Source organism: Plantibacter sp. RU18 (assembly GCF_050613355.1).
In the GTDB taxonomy this organism is placed as follows: domain Bacteria; phylum Actinomycetota; class Actinomycetes; order Actinomycetales; family Microbacteriaceae; genus Plantibacter.
In genome coordinates this window covers 3929615-3944911 of record NZ_CP159618.1, presented here as the reverse complement: position 1 = coordinate 3944911, position 15297 = coordinate 3929615, and the positions used below count along the sequence as shown (strand labels likewise).

Sequence of the window (15297 nt, the reverse complement as noted above, 5' to 3'; positions counted from 1 at the left end):
TGGACGTCTTCGGCGCATCCATGAGCCTGTTGCGAGCCTAGGGATGAGATGGGTCGGCGGAGAGTCCACCTTCGGGTGCCGCCCGTTCGGGGCTGGTCAGGCAGAGACGCGAGCGTCGTCGAGCTTCGACATGTCGCGGAACCACTTGATGGAAGCGAGGAACAGGTGCCCCGCGTTGGCGATGAACATCAGCGTGTACACGGCGAAGAACACGTAGGGGGCGCCGAGCAGGAGGAAGGTGAGGCAGAGGAAGCCGTAGTCGGTCGGGATGACGAGAAGCGCACGCAATGGCGTGCTCTTCCCCTCCGCGGTCGACGTCGGGTACCCGTAAGCCTGCTTGAGCTGGTCGTTGAGGATCATCGCGAAAAACGAGACGGCCCCGACGATGCAGTAGCCGATCGGAATCAGGAGCAGGGAGACATCCGGCAGATCGAAGCTGCGGAACGCTGTGATCAGTACCGCCAGGTGGAGCGTCGACGTCTTGGCGGAATCGACGACGTGGTCGAGCCATTCGCCACTGGCGGACCCGCCGCCGCGGAGCCGCGCGACCTGGCCGTCCGCGGAATCGAGCGCATAGCCGATGGCGAGCGCGAGCCAGACGGCGACGCCCGACCACCACTCGATGGGCAGCAGGATGAGCATTGCGATGCCGGAGAACGTGAACACGGCGGAGATCCCGGTGACCATGTTCGGTGTGAGCCCCGCCTTGTAGGCGCCGGCGGCGAGGTATCGGCCCGCTTTGCGGTTCACGTAGATGGAGTACGCCGGGGCGCCTGCTGCGCGCTTCTTCTGCGCGCCTGCCAGGCGGGCGACGATGTCGGCGTAGGACTCGTCGATCGGTTTGGTGGTCGAACGGGTGTCGGCAGTGATTCGGGTCATGCCAAGCCTCCGGTGGTCTCGATGATGCGTGTCGGGTGGGTGTGCTCGACCGGTTTCGGGTTCCAGTCGATGGGGAGGCGGGGGAAGCGGCCCGTGCCGCGGATGGTCGCACCGTCCGCGAGACGGAGTGCGAGCGACTCGTAGCCGTCGGCGATGTCGTCCCAGCGGTAGTTCGCTGCGGCACGGGTCTGGAGCGCTGCGCCGAGGGCCGCCGTCGCCGCGGGGTCCTGCTCCGCCTGCTCGACGAGCGTGGCGACGTCGTCCGCGGTGGAGAAGAAGGTGCCGGTGGCGCCCACGACCTCGTGGTTGAACACGGAGTCGAAGCCGATGACGGCGGTGCCCGCACCCATGGCGCGGAGGAGCGAGGGGTTCGTCCCGCCGACCGAGTGGCCGTGGATGTAGGTGAGTGCTCCGGCGTACAGCTGGTCGAGGAGGTCCTGGTCCCAGACGCCGCCGAGCAGGTGCACGCGGGGGTCGCTCGCGGCGAGGGCCGCGATGCGGTCGCTGTGCTCGGCGCCGTAGGGCGCGGAGCCGACGACGACCAGCGGGTGCGTGGCAGTGCTGCGGATGAAGCCCTCGACGACCAGGTCGACGTGGTTCTCCGGCTCGAACCGGGCGACGACGAGGTGGAACGCATCTGCCTCGACACCGGCGGTGGCCAGCAGATCGGTTCGCGGCTGCTCGAGGATCTTCGCGCCGTACGTGAGGAGCTCGGTCGGAACCCCGAACTGCTGCTCGTAGTAGTCGGCGATGCCCGCCGCGTCGGCGATGAGCGCATCAGCGGTGCGGACGGAGCGCTCCTCGGCCCAACGGTAGTAGCGCTTGCCGGAACCGCTCCACTTCGCACGCTTCCACTCGAGCCCGTCGACGTGCACGGCCGTCGGAACGCCTTTCGCGCGGATGAAGGGGACGAAGGGGGCGTTCGCCGCGTTGAACACGAACGCGGCGTCGTGGCGACGGGTGAACGCCATGTTGAGGACGGACAGCGCCGTGTGACTGAGCGTCTCCGCGACCTTCATGTGGAGCGCAGGCAGGTGCACGAGACGCATGCCGAGGTGCTCTGCGGGCTGCTCGGTGGCGGTGCGACGGCAGTAGACGGTGACGTCGTGGCCGCGGGCGGCGAGCCTGCTACCGATCTCCTCGACTGCGGTCTCGAAACCGCCGTAGGCGGCAGGGACGCCGCGCGTGCCGACCATGGCGATGCGGAGGGTGCCATCGGCCTGTCGGCCGTGCGCGACGCTCTTGCGTGGGCGGACGTCTCCGGAGCGGGCGCTCATCGGGTCTTCGCCGATGCGGGTCGCGGGAAGAACTGCAGGGTACTGGACATAGCTGAGTTCGGGTCTCTCATGGTTGAGCGACCATCGCAGTGATTTCGGGTCTGCGCGATGGTGCTGCTTGCCGGCGTTTCGGGTGCCGGTGTTCGGGTATCGGGTGTCCGGTGGTGTTCCGGTGCACGACGACGATGGCCCCGCTCGCGAGCATGCGCCGGCTGCAACCGCCGTCGGGTGAAGGCGGGGTGGAGGCGCGGTCGGCTCGGGTAAGCGTTGCGGGTCTCGTCGCAGGATCGGGTTCATGCGTGCGAGTGACGTCATTGACCAGGTGGATCGCCCCGGCGGGTTCGGGTGTTTCGGGTGCCGAGGGTGTCACCAGTTCGCGGTGGTGAAGACGACTGTATCGAAGTGTTGCCCCCTCTGGAAGGGTATTTGTCCTCTTTTTGCAGGACACCCCTCGCTTTGGGGGCAACACACGATGTGCAGGACGACAGGGGGTGGGCGCGACGTGCATCAGTATGCGCCGACGGGCTTCAGCACCACTTTCACCGTCTGCCACATGATCATCAGATCGCCGGTGATGGACCAGTTCTCGACGTAGTAGAGGTCGAGGCGGACACTCTCGTCCCAGCTGAGGTCCGAGCGGCCGGAGACCTGCCACATGCCGGTGAGGCCCGGCTTGATGTGCAGGCGGCGGTGGACGTCCTTCTCGTACTCCGCGACCTCGCTGGCGAGCGGGGGGCGCGGACCCACGAGGCTCATGTCGCCCGTGAGGATGTTCCACAGCTGCGGGAACTCGTCGAGCGAGAACTTCCGCAGGATGCGGCCGACGCGGGTGACACGAGGATCGTTCTTCATCTTGAAGAGCACGCCGTTGCCTTCGCTCTGCGCCATCAGTTCGGGCAGTGCTGCCTCGGCATCGGTGATCATCGAGCGGAACTTGAACATCGTGAACCGCTCGCCGTTGCGGCCGACGCGCTCCTGGCGGAACAGCACCGGGCCCGGCCCGTCGAGCTTGATCGCGAGGGCGATCAGCGCAAGGAACGGGGAGATCAGCAACAGGCCGACGCTCGTGAGGCCGACGTCGAGCGCGCGCTTCATGATGTGGTGTCCGCCTTCGAACTGCGGGATCTCCACGTGGATGAGCGGCAGCTCCTCGACGGGACGGAAGTGGATCCGTGGTCCGGCGACGTCGGTGAGGCGCGCGGCGAGCACGAGCTCGGTGGCCGTCCCCTCGAGATCCCAACCGAGTCGGCGGACGTAGTCGCTGCCGCCGTCGACGGGACCGGCGATGATGACGGCGTCGGCGGTGAGGTTCGACGCCGCCTGGGCGACGCCTTCGATGTGCGAGACGACGGGTACCGTGCGCCCGTGGCTCTCGAACGGCTCCGCGGTGTCCTCGTCGACGACGGCGGCACCGACGACGGTGTAGCTCAGGCTGTGCTGCTTCGCGATCTGCCCGAGAACGTACTCGACGTCGTCGCGCTTCCCGACCACGACTGTGCGGGCGGTGTACTCGCCCACCTGACGGCGGCTGATGAGCCACTTGCGCCAGAGCCATCGTGAGGCGAGAAGCGCTATCGTGCCGATCGGGAACGCCAGGATGAAGTACCCGCGGGCGATGTCGATCTTGGTGACGAGGAAGACGATCGCGAGAAGGCCGAAGGCGAACGCGCTCGCGTTGACCACGCGCTTGTACTCGGTGACCCCCGAGCCGATGATGCGACTGTCACGGGTGCGCACGAATGCCAGGAATGCGATCCAGACCAATGCGATCGCAGCGGAGATCGGAACGTACAACTGTTGTGCGTCCGCACCGGCGGGCTCATCACCGAAGCGCGCGACGAACGCGGCAGCGACGGCGAACACAGCGATGGCGCTGTCCGTCAGGACGACTCGGTGGCGATAACGTCTGGACCACTCCCGTTGCGACAGCGACTTGACCGTCGCGGTGGATGTCTCCGTGGCGAGACTCGCCCGACGTCTGCGTCCCAAGCTGATCGGACTCGACAAGGGAGCTGCGATCGGGAACGGGTTCTCGTTCAGTTCGGCGGTCATGCGCAGACCAGCTGCGCTGCGTTGAACGAGGGGGAGAGGGTTCGAGGGGTCCATCGGAAATTCCGACGGCGATTCGGGTGCGTCGTCATGAGGCTGCTATCCACTTGAGAAGATTCGGGTGTGTGGTTCGGGTATGCGGTGCGCACGAGCGATTCGGGTCACTCGCGGAGAACGCGACGTCACTCGTGTTGCCCACGACCGATCGACGATGTCGACCCAGATGAGCGTCCCCCTTGGATATCCCTCCACTGTATGGAGCGGGGGTCATCGACGGTTCCCCCACTCCAGGGGGGTTACGGACCCCAGTTCTGGGGGTGTGGCGGGTGCAAGACACACGATTCCGTTGTGTTCCGCGCTGTCGGCGACGGAGTCCGTCGCGCAGGATGTGGCGCTGCTGACGGGGGACACCACCGTGCGGGTGGCGGCCGCGAACCGTCGTCTGGGGCTCGTGCCCTGGTACGGGGAGTACATTGGTGCCATGGATGGAGTGCGGGCGACAGGTGGTGCGCCCGCCGAAGCGACCCGTGATCCGATGGCCGATTGGCCGACCGGTCGACTCCTCTCGACGGCGTCGCGGCTCATCGAGCACACCTGGCAGCAGGCGTTGGACGGCATCGGCGTCACGCACGCCGGCCTCATCGTGCTGCACCTGCTCGACAGCGGACCGGCCAGCCAGAAGGAACTTGCACGGCGGGCCCGGGTGCAGAACCAGACGATGTCCCGCACGCTCGATCGTCTGCAGCGAGCGGGCCACATCGAACGGATCGCGGCGGTGGACGATCGTCGACGCCATGTCGTCAGCCGAACGCCTGCCGGGGACGATGCCTGGAACGCTGCTCATCGGCTGGAAGCAGACGTCTTCCCGGAGCTGCCGGACGAGTCGGCGCTCAGGGATCAACTGCTCGCCATCATCCGTTCCGGTGAGTCCGCGCGCTGGTCTCCCGAAGACGTCGACTCAGCCTGAGTCGATCCGGTCACCGAGTGTGTCGAGGTGCCGTCCGTCGACACTGTCCGGGGACGAGTGCGCCCGCGCCGAGCGACTCCGTGCCCCGTTCGGGGGTATCCGAGCTGGCGCTCAGAGGCAAGAGTGACTAGTGTGATCAAAGTTTCTATTGTGACTCTTGTGACTTGAACTCGGCAGCGACCCGCCGTGAACACTCAGATCGTGTCGCCGGACTGGAGAATGATGACCCCCGCACGAACGCCCGGTGGGCAGCACGGCTTCCGGCGCCCCTGGCTGGCGATGGCCGTGTCGTTCGGCGTCGTCACCGCATCTCTGACCTTCGGGGCGCTTCCCGCTCAGGCCGACGACTACCCGAGCTGGGCGGACGTCGAGGCAGCGAAGTCGAGCGAGAGCGCGAAGGCCGCTGAGATCACGAACATCACCTCGCTCATCGCCCTCGTTGCAGGCGACCTCCGACGCCGCGTTCCGTACCGCGCAGATCGCCGCGGAGGCCTATCGTCAGGCGCAGGACTCGGTCACCGAGGCGACCGCTCGTGAAGCCGCTCTGCGCGAGCAGGCAGACACCGCTGCTGCCGCCGCGAAGACCTCGAAGCAGCGTGCGGGCGCGCTCGTCGCGCAACTCACCAGGGGCAGCGGCGGCAGCGACGTCTCCCTCGACCTCATGCTCGGCGCGGGCAAGTCCGATGATCTCCTCGCCCGTCTGTCGGTCATGGACAAGCTCGGCGAGCGCAACGCGGCCAGCTACGCGGAGGCGGTCACCGACCGCAACGCCGCGAGCGGCCTGACCGAGCAGGCAGAGCTGGCCACGACCGAGCGCGAGCGTCTCGAGGGCGAGGCGCAGACCAAGTACGACGAGGCGGAGGCGGCGTCTGCAGCAGCGTCTGCGGCGGTGGCCATCCAGGAGCAGCAGGCCGACGAGCTGTACGCGCAGCTCGCATCGTTGAAGAACACGACCGCTGAGACCGAACGCGGCTACGCCACCGGTGAGTCGGCTCGCCAGGCCGCCGAGGCGGCAGCGGCAGCAGCGGCCAACCAGCCTCCCGCCTCCGGTGGCGGTTCGTCCGGCGGAGGATCGAGTAGTGGCGGCGGCGGTTCATCAGGTGGCGGCGGTGGTGGCGGCGCCGTGCCGCCTCCGAACTCCGCAGGTGTCGAATCGGCGATCGCGTTCGCGCTCGCCCAGGTCGGCAAGGGATACCAGCTCGGCGGCTCCGGCCCGAACGTCTGGGACTGCTCCGGCCTGACCCGCGCGGCCTACGGCAGCGGCATCGGGACGCACTCCGCGACCAACCAGTACTACACGATGCAGTCGCAGGGCCGGCTGGTGCCATACGGTCAGAAGCAGCGCGGCGACCTCATCTTCTGGTCGAGCGGTTACGACTACTACCACGTGGCCATCTACCTCGGGAACGGGCAGATCGTCGAAGCCGCGAACGAGCGTGCCGGCACCCGTGTCGGCATCATCTGGGGCTCCGGCGACGTGGCTGCATACGTCGGTCGTCCGACGGGCTGATCCCATGGGGGCCCCGGAGGTGGACGCGTACCTCGACGCGCTCACGCATCAGCTGAAGCCGGCTGTCGTGCGATTGCGGAGCGCGATCATGGCCTCTGACGACGGCCTGACGGAACACCTGAAGTGGAAGGCGCCGAGCTTCGTCTTCGACGGCGAGGACCGGGTGACGTTCGCGCTGCACCCGGCCAACCGCATCCGCATCATCCTGCACCGGGGTGCTCGCTCGCGTGACGACACCGAGGCATTCGTCTTCGATGATCCGTCAGGGCTCGTCGTCTGGGCGGCACCGGACCGCGGCGTCGTGACCTTCGCGAGCGTCGACGAGGCCGCGGAGCACGAGCCGACGCTCGTCGCGCTGATCGGCCGGTGGGTGCGCGCCTGACAACACCTCGCTCGACGAGTGATCGACGTGCGTCATGCGGCCGCCGTCGTATGATCGACTGCCGAGCGGGCGTGCACTCGCGGCCGGGCTGGTATCGAAGGAGTCGCCGTGCGCAGTGCCCTGCTCGGGCTCGTCCTGCTCGTCCTCGGTTCCGTCGCGATCCTCACCGGCGTCCTGCCCGGCCCGGAGGCCGTCGGGATCGCGCAGCGCGTCTGGCCGATCCTGCTGTTCGTCGTCGCCATCACGGTCGTCGCAGAACTCGCGGCGGAGGCCGGACTCTTCGCGGTCGTCGCCTCCCGGCTCGTGCGATGGGGCCGGGGAAGCACCTGGCTGCTCTGGCTGCTCGTCGTCGCGCTCGCCACCCTCAGCACGGTGTTCCTCTCACTCGACACCACCGCGGTGCTGCTGACCCCGGTCGTGATCACCCTCGCCAGACACGCCGGACTCTCTCCGATCCCGTTCGCGCTCACGACCGTCTGGCTCGCGTGCACCGCATCGCTCCTCCTGCCGGTGTCGAACCTGACTAACCTGCTCGCAGAGCACGCCATCGACGAGGCGTCCGCGTCGGCGGGCGGCGATGCCCTCGGGCCTAGCGGGTTCGCCGCCCTGATGCTGGTGCCAGCGATCATCGCGGTCGTCGTGCCGTGCGTCGTCCTCGCGATCGTCTACCGGCGCCAGCTGTCCGAGCCGTACATCGTGGAACTCGAGCCCGCGGAACACGACCGTGTGCTGCTCGTCACCTCCGGAGTGGTCGTCGTCGTGCTGCTGCCGTTGCTCGTCTCGGGTCTCCCCGTGTGGATGCCGGCGTCGGCCGCTGCACTGGTGCTCGCCGGCTGCTTCCTCGTGCGTCGTCGACATGCGCTTCGGGTGGCGCTCATCCCCTGGCAGCTGGTGCTGCTCGCCTCCGGCCTGTTCCTCGTCGTCGAGGCCGCCCACTCGCTCGGCCTGGGCACGCTGCTCGCATCGGTGGCCGGGGCGGGCGACTCGCTGCCCGCGTTGCTGCAGCTCGCCGGCGTCGGCCTCCTGAGCGCGAACCTCGTCGACAACCTGCCCGCCTATCTCGCGCTCGAACCGGTCGCCGGCGACCCGGTGCGGTTCGCCGCGCTGCTGATCGGGGTGAACGCCGGTGCGCTCATCACCCCGTGGGCCTCACTCGCCACCCTGCTCTGGCACAGCCGCCTGGTCGCCGCCGACGTCCGCTTCGGCTGGGGCCGGTTCATGCTGCTCGGACTCCTGGTCGCACCGCTCACGGTCGCCGCATCGACGGTCGGTCTCTGGCTCGCCCAGTGACCGCACTGTCCCGGCTGTCCGAGCGCCGTGCGGACCGGGATCAGTGCTCGTGCCGGGCGTCGGCGGCACGGCGCCTCGCGAGCAACTCGGAGACGATGCGCTCGACGAGGTCGAACGGGATCGGACGACTGAACGGGAACTGCAGTGTGTCCTTCGCCGCTCGGTAGTCGGCGACGGCGCTCTGCAGCGGTTCGTCGAACGGCGGGATCGAATACAGCGCGATGTGGTGCTTCCACGCGCCGAGGTAGAGGAGGTACCGGTCGTCGAGCATGAACGTCGGCATGCCGTAGCGGATGGCCTCGGTGATCTCGGGGACGACCCGGTGCACCCGGAGGCGGATCTCTTCGATGGCGTCGGCCGCGTCGCTCGGCTGTGTCGCCAGGTAGTCGTCGATCGTGGTCGGTGCGCCTGCCATGGTGGACCCCCGGTGGAACGATGGCGTCGGGCGCAGCTGCACCCGTGACGCCATCGTCCCACGTCGACCCGGCAGGCGACAGGGGTGGTGCTACCGATCTGCGAGGGCGCGTCGGACGTCGTCCTCGACGAGGTCGGCGTTGATCGCGACACCGGCCATCGATCCGGCCGCAGCAGCCTGCAGGACCTGGGGTCGGAGGTTCGTCACATCTCCGGCCGCCCACACACCAGGGACGGCGGTCGCACCCATCGCGTCGACGGGGAGCGCATCACCGAACTCAGCGCCCCGAGGATGTGGTGCGGGCAGCAGACCGAGCCCGGCGAACGGTGCGACGCGGACGCGGGCGACAGGAGCGACGGCCAGCGCGTCGACCGCCAATGTCCGGCCGTCGGCCAGGACGACGCCGGTGAGTCGGTCGTCCGTGACGTCGAGCCGCTCGACGATGCCGTCGACGATCTCGATGCCCCGCGCGGCGAACGCCTCCTCCTGTTCGACGGTGAAGGCGCCGGCGGTGTTCCGCAGGATCACGATGCGGTCGCTCAACTGGCGGAAGAGCTGCGCCTGATGGGCTGCGGCTTCCGCATTCGTGCCGAGGATGCCGATCACCTGATCCTGCACCTCCCAGCCGTGGCAGTACGGGCAATGCAGGGCGTCGCGGCCGAACCGTTCGTGGAGACCGGGGATGTCCGGCAGTTCGTCGCCGGTGCCGGTCGCGATGAGGAGACGGCGGCTGCGGACGACGGTGCCGTCGGTGATCGTCACAGCGAAGCCGCCGTCGACGCGTGTCGCGCCGGTGACCTGACCGTCGATGACGTGGACGCCGTAGCCGGCGACCTCGGCACGTCCCAGCCGGAGCAGCTCTCTCGGCGGGATGCCGTCGCGCGTCAGGAAACCGTGGACGCCGGCCGCTGGAGCGTTGCGGGGATCCCCACCGTCGATGACGACGACGGACCGGCGCGAGCGGCCGAGCATGATCGCGGCGCTGAGCCCTGCTGCACCGCCTCCGACGATGATCGCATCGACGAGGGCGTCGGCGGGTGCTGGAGTGGGTGTGGTGCTGGTCATGGTTCGTCCCATCGGTCGTTCGCTACGTGTGGATCCAGCGTGCGCCGCATTGTGCTGAAACGGCAAGGAGAGTTGCCGAACCGGCAACGAACGGCGAGAATCGTCCCATGACGCATCGACACGACGTGGAGCCGACCATCGACGGCGTCCTGGACGCCGTCGGCCCACGACTCCGTGCGATCCGGCAGCATCGCGGCACGACCCTCGCAGCACTCTCAGTCGACACCGGCATCTCCGTCTCGACGCTCTCCCGACTCGAGTCCGGTCAGCGCCGTCCCAACCTCGAACTGTTGCTTCCGCTCGCTCGAGCGCACCAGGTCCCGCTCGACGACCTCGTCGGTGCCCCGCAGGCCGGCGACCCTCGAGTGCACCTCAAACCGATCCAGCGCTACGGGCAGACCATGCTGCCGTTGACGCGCCGAGCCGGCGGCCTCCAGGCGTACAAGCACGTCATCCACGGCGGCGACGGGCCCCAGGCGCCAGGCGAGCAGAAGGTCCATGAGGGGTACGAGTGGCTGTACGTCCTGAACGGGCGGCTGCGTCTCATGCTCGGTGATCAGGACATCGTGCTGCCACCGGGCGAAGTCGCCGAGTTCGACACGAGGGTGTCGCACTGGTTCGGGCGCGCAGACGCCTCGCCCGTCGAATTCCTCAGCCTGTTCGGCAAGCAGGGCGAGCGGATGCATGTGCGCGCGAAGACGACCGGTGGCCGTTGACGCTTCCCGTCCGAGGCATCGCATGCCAGGCTGGGGCGACCGGTCGACCACGACCGACGTGGGGGAGCCGATGACCGGGCCGGACGATGACGCGCAACCGCAGCAACCCGCGGACGACCGCCCGTTCGCGGACCAGATCCTCGAACGACGTGGCTTCGCCGTCACCGCCGCACTGTTCGTGATGCTCGGCGGCATCGTCGTGCCCTTCGTCGGCTGGGTCGCCGGCATGGTCATGCTGTGGCGTTCCCGAGCGTGGACGAACCGGCAGAAGTGGACCGCCACCCTCGCCCCGATCGCGGCGACCGCTGTCGTCTTCATCGTGCTCGCGCTGTTGTCGTCGAACTGGAGCACGACCGACGCCGGGCTCGGGGGATCCCCGGTGATCCCGGTGGTGTTCGACCTCGGCTGGACGACGACGATCCTGCTGATGGTGTCCTACGTGATCGCCGGCGCCTGGTTGCTCTGGAGCGCGCTCCGCCCGGCAGCGGCCTCCGTGCCGGTCGACGGGTCCTGAAGCGGACGGATCGTCCTCCCGTGGTTCGCGGGCGCTGCCCAGGTGGACCGGGCAGAGTGGGGCGATGCCCAGCTCCTCACGATTCCGTCGACCCGTCCCGATCCCACCAGGACCCGGCGAGGAGTCGGTGTGGGAGTATCCCCGCCCACCCCGCGTCGAACCGCGCGACGAGCGGATCGTCATCCGCTTCGGCGACGAGGTCATCGCCGAGTCGACGTCCGCGGTGCGGGTGCTCGAGACGAGTCATCCGCCGGTCTACTACGTCCCGGCAGCCGACTTCAGGACCGGGGTGCTCGTGCCCGTCGACGGCACCAGCATGTGCGAGTTCAAGGGCGAGGCGCACTATCTCGACGTCCGGGTGGGTGACCACGTCGCCGAAGCCGCAGCCTGGACGTACCCGGACCCCCGACCGGGCTTCGCTCCGCTCTTCGGCATGATCGCCGTGTATCCGGGACGGATGGACGCCTGCGAGGTCGACGGCGAGCGCGTCCAAGCGCAGGAGGGCGACTTCTACGGTGGGTGGATCACCCGCGGCATCATCGGCCCGTTCAAGGGAGCCGCCGGCACCTTCGGCTGGTGATCCCACCCCGCGCCTGGTTTCGCACGGCCCGCCATACACCTGCCGTTCACGCGCACGCAACGCCTGGGGGTGGATCGCGCGTCGTGCAAGGCTGAGCCGCAGGACGCCTTCGACGACGAGGCGCGTGCGCACAGAGAGCAGGGCGAGACGATGGACGCCTTCGATGAAGCATCTGACCCGGGCTGGTCACTCCTGCGGGTCGTCTCCCTCTTCGGTGTGGCTGTCACCGGGGGTGCGCTCGTGGGGGCTGTGGTCGCCGCCGGCTTCGCATTCCTCGAAACCGTCGGCCGCCTGGGCACGCACCCCTTCGACGCCGGAATGATCGCTGTGCTCGTCGGCGGCCTCGTGGGCGGCATGCTCGCGGCGGTCGGCGCCGTCGGAGCGCTGATCGCCCTCAGCGTGCTCGACCACTGGGGCGAGCGGGGTTCAGGGCGCCGAGCGTGGATCGCCGGTGGCGGAGCCGCGTTCCTCGTCCTGATCGTCGCTGGCTTGATCGCGGCACCGATCGGATTCGCTTCGACGATCGGCGTGGTCGCCTTCGCCGTCATCGGCGTCGGTGGTGCCGCGGGCGGCGGGCTCTACGCCTTCGAACGGGCGCTGTCGCGGCGTCGCGTCGGCTGGATGGACGTCGGCCACTGAGGCCTCCTGATCTCAGGCGTGCTGCAGGATCCGCTCGCGATGCCAGGCGGTCTGGGTGAGCGCCGAGATGCGCAGGAGCCCCGTCAGCCCGTCCCATCCTGCGGACCATCCGATGCGCGATGCGACGCTCCAGACAGTCGCGTCCGGGTCGTCGACCAGTATCGCCGCGACCTCGTCGGCACGCCGCAGGTGGTGCGCGGCCAGTTCGTCGCAGCGTTCGGCGAGCCCGGTGAAGCGGAAGCCGTGGCCCGGGACGACCTGGTCGTCGTGGAATCCACGGACGCGGTCGAGCGACGCGAGGTAGGCGGTCACGGGGTTCTCAACGGTCGACGCTCCGAGTCCGAGGCCCGAGAAGATCGTCGGCAGGACGTGATCACCGGTGAACAGGAACCCGCGTTCCTCGTCGCGGAGCGTGATGTGCCCTGTCGTGTGGCCTGGCGTGTGCAGCACGCGGATCGTGCGGCCGGGGAGGTCGAGGAGTTCGCCGTCCTCGATGGTCCGGTCGGCTCGTGTACTGCCGAGATGCCCTGACGGGGCGCGGTCACCGGCGCTCCACGGGCGGACGCTCGTGTCGTCGGCGGGAACGCCCCACGTGTCGAGTGCCTCGGCGAGATCTGCTGGGCCAGGTGGTGTCGCCGCCGCGGCTTCGTCCTCCAACCGGTGCATGAGGACAGGGGCCGCGAGCTCGTTCCGCAGGACGCCCGCGAGCCCGAGGTGGTCGGGGTGCAGGTGCGTCACGACCACGCCCGTGAGCGTCGTGACGCCGATCCCGCGCAGCTCCTGCAGCAGATGGTCGCGGCCGGGAGGGGTGTCGGTTCCCGGGTCGATGACGATCGCCCGGCCGTCGGTCCCGAAGAGGACGGAGCAGAGGGTGGAGGGGTTCGCCGGATCGTCGGTCGGGACGGCGATGACGACGGTGTCGGCGTCGAGGTGCTCCGTGGCGGCAGTTCTGCCCTCACGGAATGCTGTCGCTTGCGACTCGCTCAGTGATGTGATCAAGATGCGGCTCCGGGGTGGGTCGGGGACGGACCAACCCTAGTCGCGCGAGCTCGAACGTTCAGTACGATGGTGGACATGACCGTCAACGACATCCTCATCGGCTTGATCGCCCTCATCTGCATCTTCGGTGGCATCGGCATGGTCGGTGGACTCATCGTCATGAGCAAGTCCGGCTATCGCGGCTGACCCGTCAGGTCGTCGAGCATGTCGAGGGCTGGCGCCTCCGACAGGCTCAGGCCGCGCCTCCGGTGCTCAGCTCCTGATGGCCTCGTCCGTCGCGCGCTGCACGGCGGCGAGCGCAGCGGACACCGCTGAACGGCCGAGCGAGCCCTTGCGAGCGGTGGCCACGATCTTCCGTTCACCCATGCCGGTCAGACGTCGTCTGACGACGTCGGTCCGGGAGGCGATCGCGAGTTCCGGGAGCACCGCGACGGACAATCCCGCGGCGACGTGGTCGATGACGACCTCGTAGCTCGTGAAGCGGCCGACCACTCGGGGTTCGAAACCCGATCGGCGACAGAGCAGCGGGATGAGTTCGCCGAGGTAGGTGCCGGGTGCGTCGAGCGCCCAGGACTCCTCGGGGAGTTCGCTGAAGGCGACCTCGTCCAGTTCGGCGATCCGGTGGCCGAGCGGCGCGATCAGCAGGAGCGGGTCGGTCGTGAGGGGCACGCTGTGCACGGAGGGGTCGAGCAGGAAACCGTCCTCCTGGTCGACGGTCACGACGACGTCGCAGGTGCCCCGTTGTACGGCGGTGGTGCTCTCATGCGGTTCGACTTCGATGAGCTCCACGTCGAGCCGCGGATGGGCGAGGGACAGCGCTCTCGCCGCAGGGATGAGGATCGGTGCGATGACACTGGCGAACCCGGCGATGCGGAGCCGCCCGGACGGTTCGGACTCCACTTCGGCGAGCTCCACCTCGATGGCGTCCATCTGCGCGAGCAGGGCCCTCGCCCGTTCGACGAGGAGTGCACCGGTCGGGGTGAGCGCGAGGGTGCGACCGCGGCGTTCGAGGAGAGCCGCTCCGGTCTCCGATTCGAGCACGGAGAGCTGTTGGGAGACCGTCGAGGGGCTGAGGTCGAGTTCGCGGCCGACGGCGCGGATCGTGCCGAGCCGGTCGAAGGCCTCGAGCAGTCGCAGTCGAACGGGGTTCAGGGCCATGATCCAACAGTACTGAGCGCGCCGAGTCGGATCCGCCAGGTGTCGCAGTCCGATCGGAGGCTCGTGGCCCCCGCCTACTCCCAGCGGAAGACGTCGGGGAGCCGCCCTGGTTCCTCGAGCCTGGCATTCCGCAACACAGCGCGCTCCGCGCCGAGCGACAGGGCTGTCACGGAGAGCGATGCGAGGCGGATGCCGTCGTGCTCGTCGACGCGGACGATGGCCTCGTCCGCGGAGGCCTGGACGCTCGTTGTCGCGCGGAGGACCTGCAGCCAGGGATCCCAGGAGGAGGCGGTGTCGTCGGCGAGGGGTCCGGTCGGTGCCGGGGCGGCGGCGAAGTCCGGTCGCCATCGATGCACCCGCGGCACCTCGAAGTGGTCCGGCCCCTCGTGGGTCACCAGGTGGAGTCCCGGTGGCACCTCGACGGTGCGGATCGTGTCGCCGTCCCAGCTCGTGACGCGCACGCGATCGGCGCGCAACTCGACCAGGTTCCAGGAGCGCGCGCTGCGGCCGCTTGCTTCGTCGACACCGGTCGTCACCGCCTGCAGCGGGAGCACTCCTCGTGAGGTCCAGCCGTCGCGCGGTGCGGGGAGGTCCTCGCGGCGATTGAGCACCACCGCCGCTCTCGGTCCACCGTCTGCGGCGTCGTTCGATGCGAGCCACGCACCACCGGCCTCGCGGTCGTGGATCCCGTGCACGCTCTCACCGAGCTGCGGCCACCACGACCCGGGCGGGTCCCAGGCGCGGCCGGGTTGCTCGTCGCGCAGGCCGAGCAGGTTGATCGGCCAGGCGCGCCCCGGCTGGAAGTCGATGATGACGGTGCACACGGTGGTTCCTCCTCGTCGGGCTCGACTAGGACA

The 15297-nt window shown here is 68.9% G+C and carries 17 protein-coding genes; 9 read left to right on the top strand and 8 right to left on the bottom strand.

What is annotated here, in order from left to right; all coding sequences use genetic code 11:
- Window positions 1-96 precede the first annotated feature (96 nt).
- The 3 genes from ABMA10_RS18785 to ABMA10_RS18775 form a co-directional block, all read right to left on the bottom strand.
- Complete coding sequence (locus ABMA10_RS18785; protein ID WP_347869579.1) at window positions 97-879, bottom strand: CDP-alcohol phosphatidyltransferase family protein; 783 nt, start codon at window positions 877-879, stop codon at window positions 97-99.
- Window positions 876-2156 carry a DUF1972 domain-containing protein gene (locus ABMA10_RS18780; RefSeq protein ID WP_431030827.1) on the bottom strand — a complete coding sequence of 427 codons (1281 nt, stop codon included), beginning with the start codon at window positions 2154-2156 and terminating at the stop codon, window positions 876-878. Before ABMA10_RS18780 ends, ABMA10_RS18785 begins: the two co-directional genes overlap by 4 nt.
- Window positions 2157-2663: 507 nt before the next feature.
- The gene (locus ABMA10_RS18775) at window positions 2664-4208 is read right to left on the bottom strand and encodes a sugar transferase (RefSeq protein WP_347869580.1); all 1545 of its coding nucleotides are present in this window, start codon (window positions 4206-4208) and stop codon (window positions 2664-2666) included.
- Between the two features lie 343 nt (window positions 4209-4551).
- Between ABMA10_RS18775 and ABMA10_RS18770 the strand changes: the two genes are divergently transcribed.
- The 5 genes from ABMA10_RS18770 (at window position 4552) to ABMA10_RS18750 (ending at window position 8354) form a co-directional block, all read left to right on the top strand.
- Window positions 4552-5172, top strand: a complete 621-nt coding sequence (locus ABMA10_RS18770; RefSeq protein WP_347869581.1) for a MarR family winged helix-turn-helix transcriptional regulator — start codon at window positions 4552-4554, stop codon at window positions 5170-5172.
- 186 nt (window positions 5173-5358) lie between these two features.
- The gene (locus ABMA10_RS18765; RefSeq protein ID WP_431030826.1) at window positions 5359-5709 is read left to right on the top strand and encodes a hypothetical protein; all 351 of its coding nucleotides are present in this window, start codon (window positions 5359-5361) and stop codon (window positions 5707-5709) included.
- Window positions 5612-6682 carry a C40 family peptidase gene (locus ABMA10_RS18760; protein ID WP_431030825.1) on the top strand — a complete coding sequence of 357 codons (1071 nt, stop codon included), beginning with the start codon at window positions 5612-5614 and terminating at the stop codon, window positions 6680-6682. The genes ABMA10_RS18765 and ABMA10_RS18760 overlap by 98 nt, the downstream gene beginning before the upstream one ends.
- Window positions 6683-6686: 4 nt before the next feature.
- Window positions 6687-7064 carry a DUF1801 domain-containing protein gene (locus ABMA10_RS18755; protein WP_347869583.1) on the top strand — a complete coding sequence of 126 codons (378 nt, stop codon included), beginning with the start codon at window positions 6687-6689 and terminating at the stop codon, window positions 7062-7064.
- Window positions 7065-7172: 108 nt separating this feature from the next.
- Window positions 7173-8354: an SLC13 family permease gene (locus tag ABMA10_RS18750; protein ID WP_347869584.1), complete on the top strand. Its 1182-nt coding sequence runs from the start codon at window positions 7173-7175 to the stop codon at window positions 8352-8354.
- 40 nt (window positions 8355-8394) lie between these two features.
- Here the strand turns inward: ABMA10_RS18750 and ABMA10_RS18745 are convergent, their stop codons facing one another.
- On the bottom strand, window positions 8395-8769 hold the full coding sequence (locus ABMA10_RS18745; protein WP_347869585.1) for an iron chaperone: 375 nt from the start codon (window positions 8767-8769) through the stop codon (window positions 8395-8397).
- A gap of 90 nt (window positions 8770-8859) precedes the next feature.
- Window positions 8860-9834, bottom strand: coding sequence for an NAD(P)/FAD-dependent oxidoreductase (locus ABMA10_RS18740; protein WP_347869586.1), 975 nt, complete (start codon window positions 9832-9834; stop codon window positions 8860-8862).
- A 107-nt stretch (window positions 9835-9941) separates the two neighbouring features.
- Between ABMA10_RS18740 and ABMA10_RS18735 the strand changes: the two genes are divergently transcribed.
- From ABMA10_RS18735 to ABMA10_RS18720, 4 genes are all read left to right on the top strand, one after another.
- Window positions 9942-10550 (top strand): helix-turn-helix domain-containing protein, encoded by a 609-nt coding sequence (locus ABMA10_RS18735; RefSeq protein WP_347869587.1) that lies wholly within the window; start codon window positions 9942-9944, stop codon window positions 10548-10550.
- A gap of 22 nt (window positions 10551-10572) precedes the next feature.
- Complete coding sequence (locus ABMA10_RS18730) at window positions 10573-11064, top strand: hypothetical protein (RefSeq protein WP_347869588.1); 492 nt, start codon at window positions 10573-10575, stop codon at window positions 11062-11064.
- A gap of 64 nt (window positions 11065-11128) precedes the next feature.
- Window positions 11129-11644, top strand: a complete 516-nt coding sequence (locus tag ABMA10_RS18725) for a DUF427 domain-containing protein (RefSeq protein ID WP_347869589.1) — start codon at window positions 11129-11131, stop codon at window positions 11642-11644.
- A gap of 69 nt (window positions 11645-11713) precedes the next feature.
- Complete coding sequence (locus ABMA10_RS18720) at window positions 11714-12283, top strand: hypothetical protein (protein ID WP_347869590.1); 570 nt, start codon at window positions 11714-11716, stop codon at window positions 12281-12283.
- Between the two features lie 12 nt (window positions 12284-12295).
- Here the strand turns inward: ABMA10_RS18720 and ABMA10_RS18715 are convergent, their stop codons facing one another.
- From ABMA10_RS18715 to ABMA10_RS18705, 3 genes are all read right to left on the bottom strand, one after another.
- On the bottom strand, window positions 12296-13282 hold the full coding sequence (locus ABMA10_RS18715; protein ID WP_347869591.1) for an MBL fold metallo-hydrolase: 987 nt from the start codon (window positions 13280-13282) through the stop codon (window positions 12296-12298).
- Window positions 13283-13534: 252 nt separating this feature from the next.
- Window positions 13535-14440, bottom strand: coding sequence for a LysR family transcriptional regulator (locus tag ABMA10_RS18710; protein ID WP_347869592.1), 906 nt, complete (start codon window positions 14438-14440; stop codon window positions 13535-13537).
- Window positions 14441-14514: 74 nt separating this feature from the next.
- A complete protein-coding gene (locus ABMA10_RS18705; RefSeq protein WP_347869593.1) occupies window positions 14515-15264 on the bottom strand; it encodes an NRDE family protein in 750 nt (249 codons plus the stop codon).
- Window positions 15265-15297 lie beyond the last annotated feature (33 nt).

Bases quoted from the DNA above. Each gene is read 5' to 3' on its own strand.
- ABMA10_RS18785 (WP_347869579.1), bottom strand. From the start codon at position 879: ATGACCCGAATCACTGCCGACACCCGTTCGACCACCAAACCGATCGAC.
- ABMA10_RS18780 (WP_431030827.1), bottom strand. From the start codon at position 2,156: ATGAGCGCCCGCTCCGGAGACGTCCGCCCACGCAAGAGCGTCGCGCAC.
- ABMA10_RS18775 (WP_347869580.1), bottom strand. From the start codon at position 4,208: ATGACCGCCGAACTGAACGAGAACCCGTTCCCGATCGCAGCTCCCTTG.
- ABMA10_RS18755 (WP_347869583.1), top strand. From the start codon at position 6,687: ATGGGGGCCCCGGAGGTGGACGCGTACCTCGACGCGCTCACGCATCAG.
- ABMA10_RS18745 (WP_347869585.1), bottom strand. From the start codon at position 8,769: ATGGCAGGCGCACCGACCACGATCGACGACTACCTGGCGACACAGCCG.
- ABMA10_RS18740 (WP_347869586.1), bottom strand. From the start codon at position 9,834: ATGACCAGCACCACACCCACTCCAGCACCCGCCGACGCCCTCGTCGAT.
- ABMA10_RS18735 (WP_347869587.1), top strand. From the start codon at position 9,942: ATGACGCATCGACACGACGTGGAGCCGACCATCGACGGCGTCCTGGAC.
- ABMA10_RS18730 (WP_347869588.1), top strand. From the start codon at position 10,573: ATGCCAGGCTGGGGCGACCGGTCGACCACGACCGACGTGGGGGAGCCG.
- ABMA10_RS18725 (WP_347869589.1), top strand. From the start codon at position 11,129: ATGCCCAGCTCCTCACGATTCCGTCGACCCGTCCCGATCCCACCAGGA.
- ABMA10_RS18710 (WP_347869592.1), bottom strand. From the start codon at position 14,440: ATGGCCCTGAACCCCGTTCGACTGCGACTGCTCGAGGCCTTCGACCGG.